5 protein-coding genes are annotated in these 6,543 nt (G+C 57.4%); 4 read left to right on the top strand and 1 reads right to left on the bottom strand.

Annotation, left to right across the window (positions count from 1 at the left end; genetic code table 11):
* Positions 1 to 166 precede the first annotated feature (166 nt).
* Positions 167 to 898, bottom strand: coding sequence for a hypothetical protein (locus F4Y00_10050; GenBank protein ID MYE05298.1), 732 nt, complete (start codon positions 896 to 898; stop codon positions 167 to 169).
* Positions 899 to 1,831: 933 nt separating this feature from the next.
* Here F4Y00_10050 and ilvB point away from each other — a divergent pair.
* From ilvB to leuB, 4 genes are all read left to right on the top strand, one after another.
* Complete coding sequence (gene ilvB / locus F4Y00_10045) at positions 1,832 to 3,592, top strand: biosynthetic-type acetolactate synthase large subunit (GenBank protein MYE05297.1); 1,761 nt, start codon at positions 1,832 to 1,834, stop codon at positions 3,590 to 3,592.
* Between the two features lie 24 nt (positions 3,593 to 3,616).
* Entirely contained in the window at positions 3,617 to 4,195 is a 579-nt protein-coding gene (gene ilvN / locus F4Y00_10040) for an acetolactate synthase small subunit (GenBank protein MYE05296.1), read from the top strand.
* Positions 4,196 to 4,260: 65 nt separating this feature from the next.
* Positions 4,261 to 5,277 (top strand): ketol-acid reductoisomerase, encoded by a 1,017-nt coding sequence (gene ilvC / locus F4Y00_10035; protein MYE05295.1) that lies wholly within the window; start codon positions 4,261 to 4,263, stop codon positions 5,275 to 5,277.
* A gap of 3 nt (positions 5,278 to 5,280) precedes the next feature.
* Entirely contained in the window at positions 5,281 to 6,402 is a 1,122-nt protein-coding gene (gene leuB / locus F4Y00_10030) for a 3-isopropylmalate dehydrogenase (protein MYE05294.1), read from the top strand.
* The last annotated feature ends 141 nt before the right edge of the window (positions 6,403 to 6,543 follow it).

Below are 6,543 nucleotides of genomic sequence, written 5' to 3'. Positions count from 1 at the left end.
TCTTTGTGGGTTTGTCGTTTTTTTTTTCTTCCTGCCGCTGTGGTGGGATATTTTTTTGTTTTGGGTGGGGGCTCGCCCGGGGGGGGCGGGCCCGGGGCCGCCCCCCCCCCCCCTTCTGTGTATTCCTCGCGATAACCTGCCTGGACAGCGAGGATTTTGACACGGATTACAGGGAAATTCCAAAAACGAGGTAGCTCTTTTCGTGCGTCGGATTCAGTATGTAGGAGACGCTTACGGGCAGCTCGAACTTATCCGTGATCGGGATGCTCTTCGAGGCGCCCAGCACCATGTCGATGATGCTGAACCCGTCGGTTGCGTAAAACGCACTCTTTCCTGCGGAAGCGCCGATCCCGAACGACATTTCCACTTCGCCTACGGTGAAGGGCACCGACGCATTGAGATACAGCGAATTATCCACATCGTTGTGGGCCATATATGCGGCATAGAGTGTCACTGGGAAAGAATCTGTGCCTCCGAACGAGACATACGGCTCAATCCAGTGCGCTCCCTCACCGTCGCCGCTAAAGTCGAAGAATCCGATGGTTTCCTCGTCTTCATGTTCATCGTGGTCGTGGTCATGTTCCTCGTGGGTAGCATTTGGGAAGTAATAGTCGGTAATCCCCACAGAAAAAGCGCCGGCGGAATACCCGATCCACAGGTCGTGTTCGTTGGCGTCGGCCGAACCCGGATTCGTGGCGTATGACGCCCAGGTTCCGATCTCCAGTCCACCGTGACTGAAGGCGAGTGAGGGCTGGACGCTGGCGGATTCACCGAAATCGAAGCCCCTCCATACATAACGGCTTACGATATCGGCGCCGAAGCTGAATTCCTGCGCGGAAGCCGGGAGGGACCAGGAAAGGGCGAATACCAGGGCAAGGATGGTAAGAAGTTTCTTCATGACGGGTAACCGGTGTGGTTGTTTGTGATGCTATCTGGGTGCAGGGTATTCGGCGAGGCGTCGAACGGATCCGCGTTCGCGACCATCCTTGCAAAAAGGGCGGTGTCGGCAAGGGGCAACGCCATGCCACATTTCCGGAATGAGTTTTTGGCAAGCAGTGTCATCTTTATTGCTGATAAGCGAAGATGCCTCACCGAAAACACCTTATTAAATTAGGGAATAAAACCCCAATACTTCAATAGGTGATCTGAATAAAACCGCTTTCCCGAATATTCTGTTTCAAAAAAAGCGCTTTTTTAGCCTGCTACGGGGCATGAAGTGTTTGTGAAGCCGTGGGGCGGGCATTTTCGTAATGAAGAACTTGCAAAACATCGGTTTTTTTACTTGATAGGTTTGCCCGAAATTGCGTTATTATATGGCTTGTAGCGTTAGTTGCCTTGTTACGGAGGATCGTTTGACGGGCAGAGGGCGTATATACACGTTACGAATACGAAAGACATAGGGCAGGCCAGCTGTCCAATTATGGATCGGACCATGACGCAACACTCCCGCACAAGGATAACGCTTCGGCGTACAGGCCAGGACATTTCCCGTGTCCTGCGGGGAACGGCATGTGTTGCCGACGGACAGCTTGCGTCGGTTGTTCTCCTCCTGGGTCTCATTATTATTACGGTTTAGCCCGAACCGGCCGATCCTTCGCACCTCTCCAGTATGCATGATGGCATCAATCGGACAGTGAAGGATTGGCCTTCACGCCGCACATTAACAAGATGCCCATGCACGCTCTCGAAGAAACCTACCTGAACGCTGAAGCCAGCGGTTCGTATTTTAGCAAGTCTACCCGGAGGGTTCGTTACGTGTGCACGATTTGCACATTGGGCGAACCACTCACCGGGGCGCCAGATAACGAAAGAAAAAAACCGGTCGGGATCAATGTCTGATATGCAAGGAAGCAGCATACCGCAACATGCGCCGTCGGTTAACGGCGCGCCACGCATGAGCGGTGCGGAGATTTTTCTGCGTTCGCTCGATGCAGAAGGTGTGGAAGTGGTGTTCGGTCACCCTGGGGGAGCCGTCATCAAGATCTATGATGAGATGGCTCGCATCAAGCCGAAATTCAAGCATGTGCTGGTGCGGCATGAGCAAGGCGGCGCCCACGCTGCCGAGGGATACGCCAAGGCGACAGGTAAGGTGGGTACGGTGCTTGTAACCAGCGGACCCGGCGCCACCAACACGGTTACCGGTATTGCGGATGCCTACATGGATTCGGTACCTATTGTCGTTTTCACCGGGCAAGTGCCGACCCAACTCATCGGGAACGACGCGTTCCAGGAATGCGATACGATAGGCATCACCCGCAGTATCACAAAGCACAGCTTCCTGGTGCGCGATGTCCGGGATCTGGCCCCGGCTGTGAAGAAGGCCTATTACATCGCCCGGACGGGACGGCCCGGCCCCGTGGTCGTGGATTTGCCCAAGGATGTGCTTCTGGCGGAAACCGAATTCGAATACCCGAAGGAGGTCAATCTGCGTGGCTATCGTTTCAAAGACAAGGGGGATGACGCCAAAATCCAGCGCGCCGCGGCCATGATTGCCGAGGCGAATAAGCCTCTGTTCTATGTGGGCGGCGGGGCCGTGAATTCGAATGCGGCAGACGTGTTGACCCGGATTGCCCGGAAGGCGCGCATTCCGGTCACAACCACCCTGCACGGACTCGGAGCGTTTCCCGAGAACGATGAGCTTTCGGTGGGTATGCTTGGTATGCATGGCACATGGTACGCTAACATGGCGGTGCAGAACTCCGATCTGTTGATCGCTGTCGGAGCGCGGTTTGACGACCGGGTGACGGGTAAACTCGAGTCCTGGGCGCCGCATGCGAAAATCATCCATATCGATATCGATCCGTCCTCGATCTCCAAGAATGTCTACGTGGATTGCGCCATTGTAGGGGATGTACTCGATGCGCTCACCCGCCTTGAGCCTTTCGTCGAGGCGTGTAATACCGGAGAATGGCTCGAACAGGTGCAGGCCTGGAAGGAAGAATGCCCGCTGATCTACGACCAGGGGGACGGGCGCCTCCGTGCGCAGTATGTACTCGAGCGTCTTCGTCACCATACGCAGGGGGAGGCGATCGTGGTCACGGATGTGGGCCAGCACCAGATGTGGGCGGCCCAGTATTTTCAGTTTCTGCATGCGCGCACGCACATCACGTCGGGCGGCCTCGGTACGATGGGTTTTTGTTTTCCCGCGGCGATGGGCGCTGCGTTCGGCATGCCGGACAAGACGGTGGTTTCGATCAGCGGCGATGGAGGCTTCATCATGAATGCACAGGAACTATGTGTCGCCGCCGCGCACGGGCTGCCGATCAAGGTGGTCATCATAAACAACAATTTTCTGGGCATGGTGCGGCAATGGCAGGAGCTGTTCCACGAAGAGCGCTTCAGTCATACCGATCTGTCCGATACCAACCCGGACTTCGTCAAACTTGCAGAGGCGCATCACTGCGTGGGCCTGCGGGCGGAGACTCCGGATGAAGTCGATGAGATTATCCGGAAGGCATGGGCCGTCACCGATCGTCCTGCTGTGATGGAATTTCGTGTCACCAAGGAGGAAATGGTATTCCCGATGGTTCCTGCGGGCGCCTCCACCAACGAAATGATCACGAAGCGTCTGACGCCTGACGCCTTCGTATGACGAACATTCCACAAGGAAGTCGCCATGAGTGAGCACGACACACTGACACCGCAACAGATTCTCCGGAAGAAGGCCCAGGGCGAACCCATAGGGCCGGGCGAGCGAGCGCACCGCCACCGGCATATTATTGCCGTTTTGCTCGAGAATTCGATTGGGGCGCTGAACCGCGTCATCAATTTGTTTTCTGCCCGCGGCTTCAATCTCGAAAGCGTGACGGTCGGCGAAACGGACGAACCTTCGGTTTCCCGGATGACCATCGTCACGACGGGTGAAGGCCGCATCATCGCCCAGGTGAATCGTCAACTGGACCGGTTAGTCGATATCCTGGAGGTGGTGGATCTGACGTCAGAGGAATATGTCGAGCGCGAGTTGTGCCTGCTGAAGGTTACGTACAACTCCGACAACCGGGTCGAACTGCTTGACACGCTCAAGATTTTCAATGGCAAGGTCGTGGATATTACGACAGACACGATGACCTTCGAACTTGCCGGGCCCACCAAGAAGATCAATGCCTTCATCGGGATGATGAAACGTTACGGCATCGAGGAAATTGCGCGGAGTGGCCGTGTGGCCATGAAGCGGGCATTGCTTTTCGGCGACTGAGCCGATTTTTCGCAAGGGCCGCAAGCGGCCCGTACCTGACACCTGCAAACGAGAATATCACACAGATGGGAGTTAACGTTCACTATCGGGCCAATCCCGATCTCGTCCGGTCGCGGCGCGTCGCCGTCATAGGATACGGAAGCCAGGGGCATGCCCATGCCCTGAACCTGCATGACAGCGGCGTTGACGTGGCGGTAGGGCTGCGCGAGGGCTCTTCATCGCGCGCGGAAGCCGCTGCGAAAGGCCTGCGCGTCATGAATATTTCCGAGGCGACCGCATGGGGCGATCTGGTTGTACTGCTGGTGCCGGATCAGCATCAGAAGCAGGTGTACGAGGCCCACATGGCTGAGCATATGACGCCGGGTAAGTCCCTGGTTTTCGGGCATGGTTTCAACATTCACTATGGGCAGATCACGCCGCCGGAAGGGGTGGATGTGTTTATGGTGGCCCCGAAATCGCCGGGCCATCTGGCGCGCCGCGTATTCGAGGAGGGCAAGGGGGTGCCTTGTCTGGTGGCTGTCGCGCAGGATGCCTCGGGCGCTGCACTGGATATGGCGCTGAGTTATGCGGAAGGCATAGGCGGCATCCGGGCCGGGGTCATCGAGACAACCTTCAAGGATGAAACGGAAACCGACCTTTTCGGGGAACAGGCTGTACTCTGCGGCGGGGCCGAAGAACTCATCAAAGCCGGGTTCGAAACGCTGACGGAAGCCGGGTATCCTCCCGAGTTGGCGTATTTCGAGTGCCTGCACGAACTCAAGCTCATTGTCGATCTGATTTATGACGGTGGGCTGGAATACATGAATTACTCGATCAGCGATACGGCCGAGTACGGTAACTACACGCGAGGCCCGCGGATCATTGATGCCTCGGCTCGCGAGCGTATGCGGCAGATTCTCGCCGAAGTGCAGGACGGAACGTTTGCCGAAGAATGGATTGCGGAGAATGAAGCCGGAGGCAAGCAACTGCTTGCATTGCGCGGCAGATCCAAAGAGCATCCGATCGAACAGATCGGCAAGCGCCTGCGCGGCATGATGAGTTGGCTGCGCGGCGAACAAAAAGAAGAAGTGCAAGCTGTATAGATTTTGCCTGGTAAGAGAACATACCGCATTGCCTGTTTGCCGGGCGACGGCGTCGGGCCGGAAGTTACCCGTGAAGCGCTCCGTATCCTTGCGGAGGCGGGCGGGCGGTTTGGTTTCAATGTGGTGTCCGAAGAGTTTCCCGTAGGGGGAAGCGCCATCGATGCATTCGGTGTGCCCTTGCCGGAAGCCACGGCAATAGCCTGTCTCGAATCCGACGCCGTGTTGCTTGGGGCTGTTGGAGGGCCTGCCTGGGATGATCTTCACGGTGACCTGCGCCCGGAGGCCGGTCTGCTGCGTCTGCGCAGGACGCTCGGCGTATATGCGAATCTGCGCCCGGTGACCGTGCCGGATTTTCTGGCCGGCGCTTCACCGCTCAGGCGAGAGGTTGTTGCAGGCACGGATATGCTGATCGTGCGCGAATTGACCGGCGGGATTTATTTCGCGGAGCCGAAGGGACCTGTCGAGGGCACGCAGGGCAAGGAAGCCCTCAATACGATGCGTTATTCGGAAACGGAAATAGAGCGTATTGCGCATGTGGCTTTTACCTGGGCGCGCCGCCGCCGCAGCCGGGTCACGTCCGTGGACAAGGCCAACGTGCTGGAGGTCTCCCAACTGTGGAACGATGTGGTGACCAAGGTACACAGGGCTGGCTATCCTGACGTGGAACTGGAGCATTTGTACATCGACAACGCGGCCATGCAGATCGTGCGCCGGCCATCGGACTTTGACGTGGTGGTGACGGCGAACCTTTTCGGCGATATCCTTTCTGATCTGTCGGCGACGTTACCGGGCTCGCTCGGCTTGCTGCCGTCGGCTTCGGTGGGAGGCTCCACAGGATTGTTTGAGCCGGTGCACGGGAGTGCTCCTGACATTGCGGGCGAGGGGAAGGCCAATCCTGTAGCAGCGGTGCTCAGTGCCGCCATGATGCTTGAGGAACTGGGTGAGGCGGATGCGGCAACGGCAATTCGCGAGGCGGTGAGCGGGACCCTCTCGGCGGGCGTACGCACGGCGGATATGCAGGAAGAGGGTTGCAGGCTGGTATCCACCGAGGAGATGGGTGCGAGCATTGCCGACCATGTACGGCATGCGGCAAGTAAGGAACAGACCGTGGAGGTGGCCGCATGACACGCTGCACTGTACGGATTGGCTGTGTTGATTTTCTTCGACTTACAAGGCGCCCGACGCAATATGGGCGGGACGACTTCCTGTCGTCGACGCATCGGGCGCGTGCGATAGCCCCTACGCACCACTTGTAAAAAGGAATCG

It is taken from the genome of Bacteroidetes bacterium SB0662_bin_6 (assembly GCA_009839485.1).
GTDB lineage: Bacteria > Bacteroidota > Rhodothermia > Rhodothermales > VXPQ01 > VXPQ01.
The sequence above is the reverse complement of the archived record's forward strand: the minus strand, read 5'-3'. Positions and strand labels throughout refer to the sequence as shown.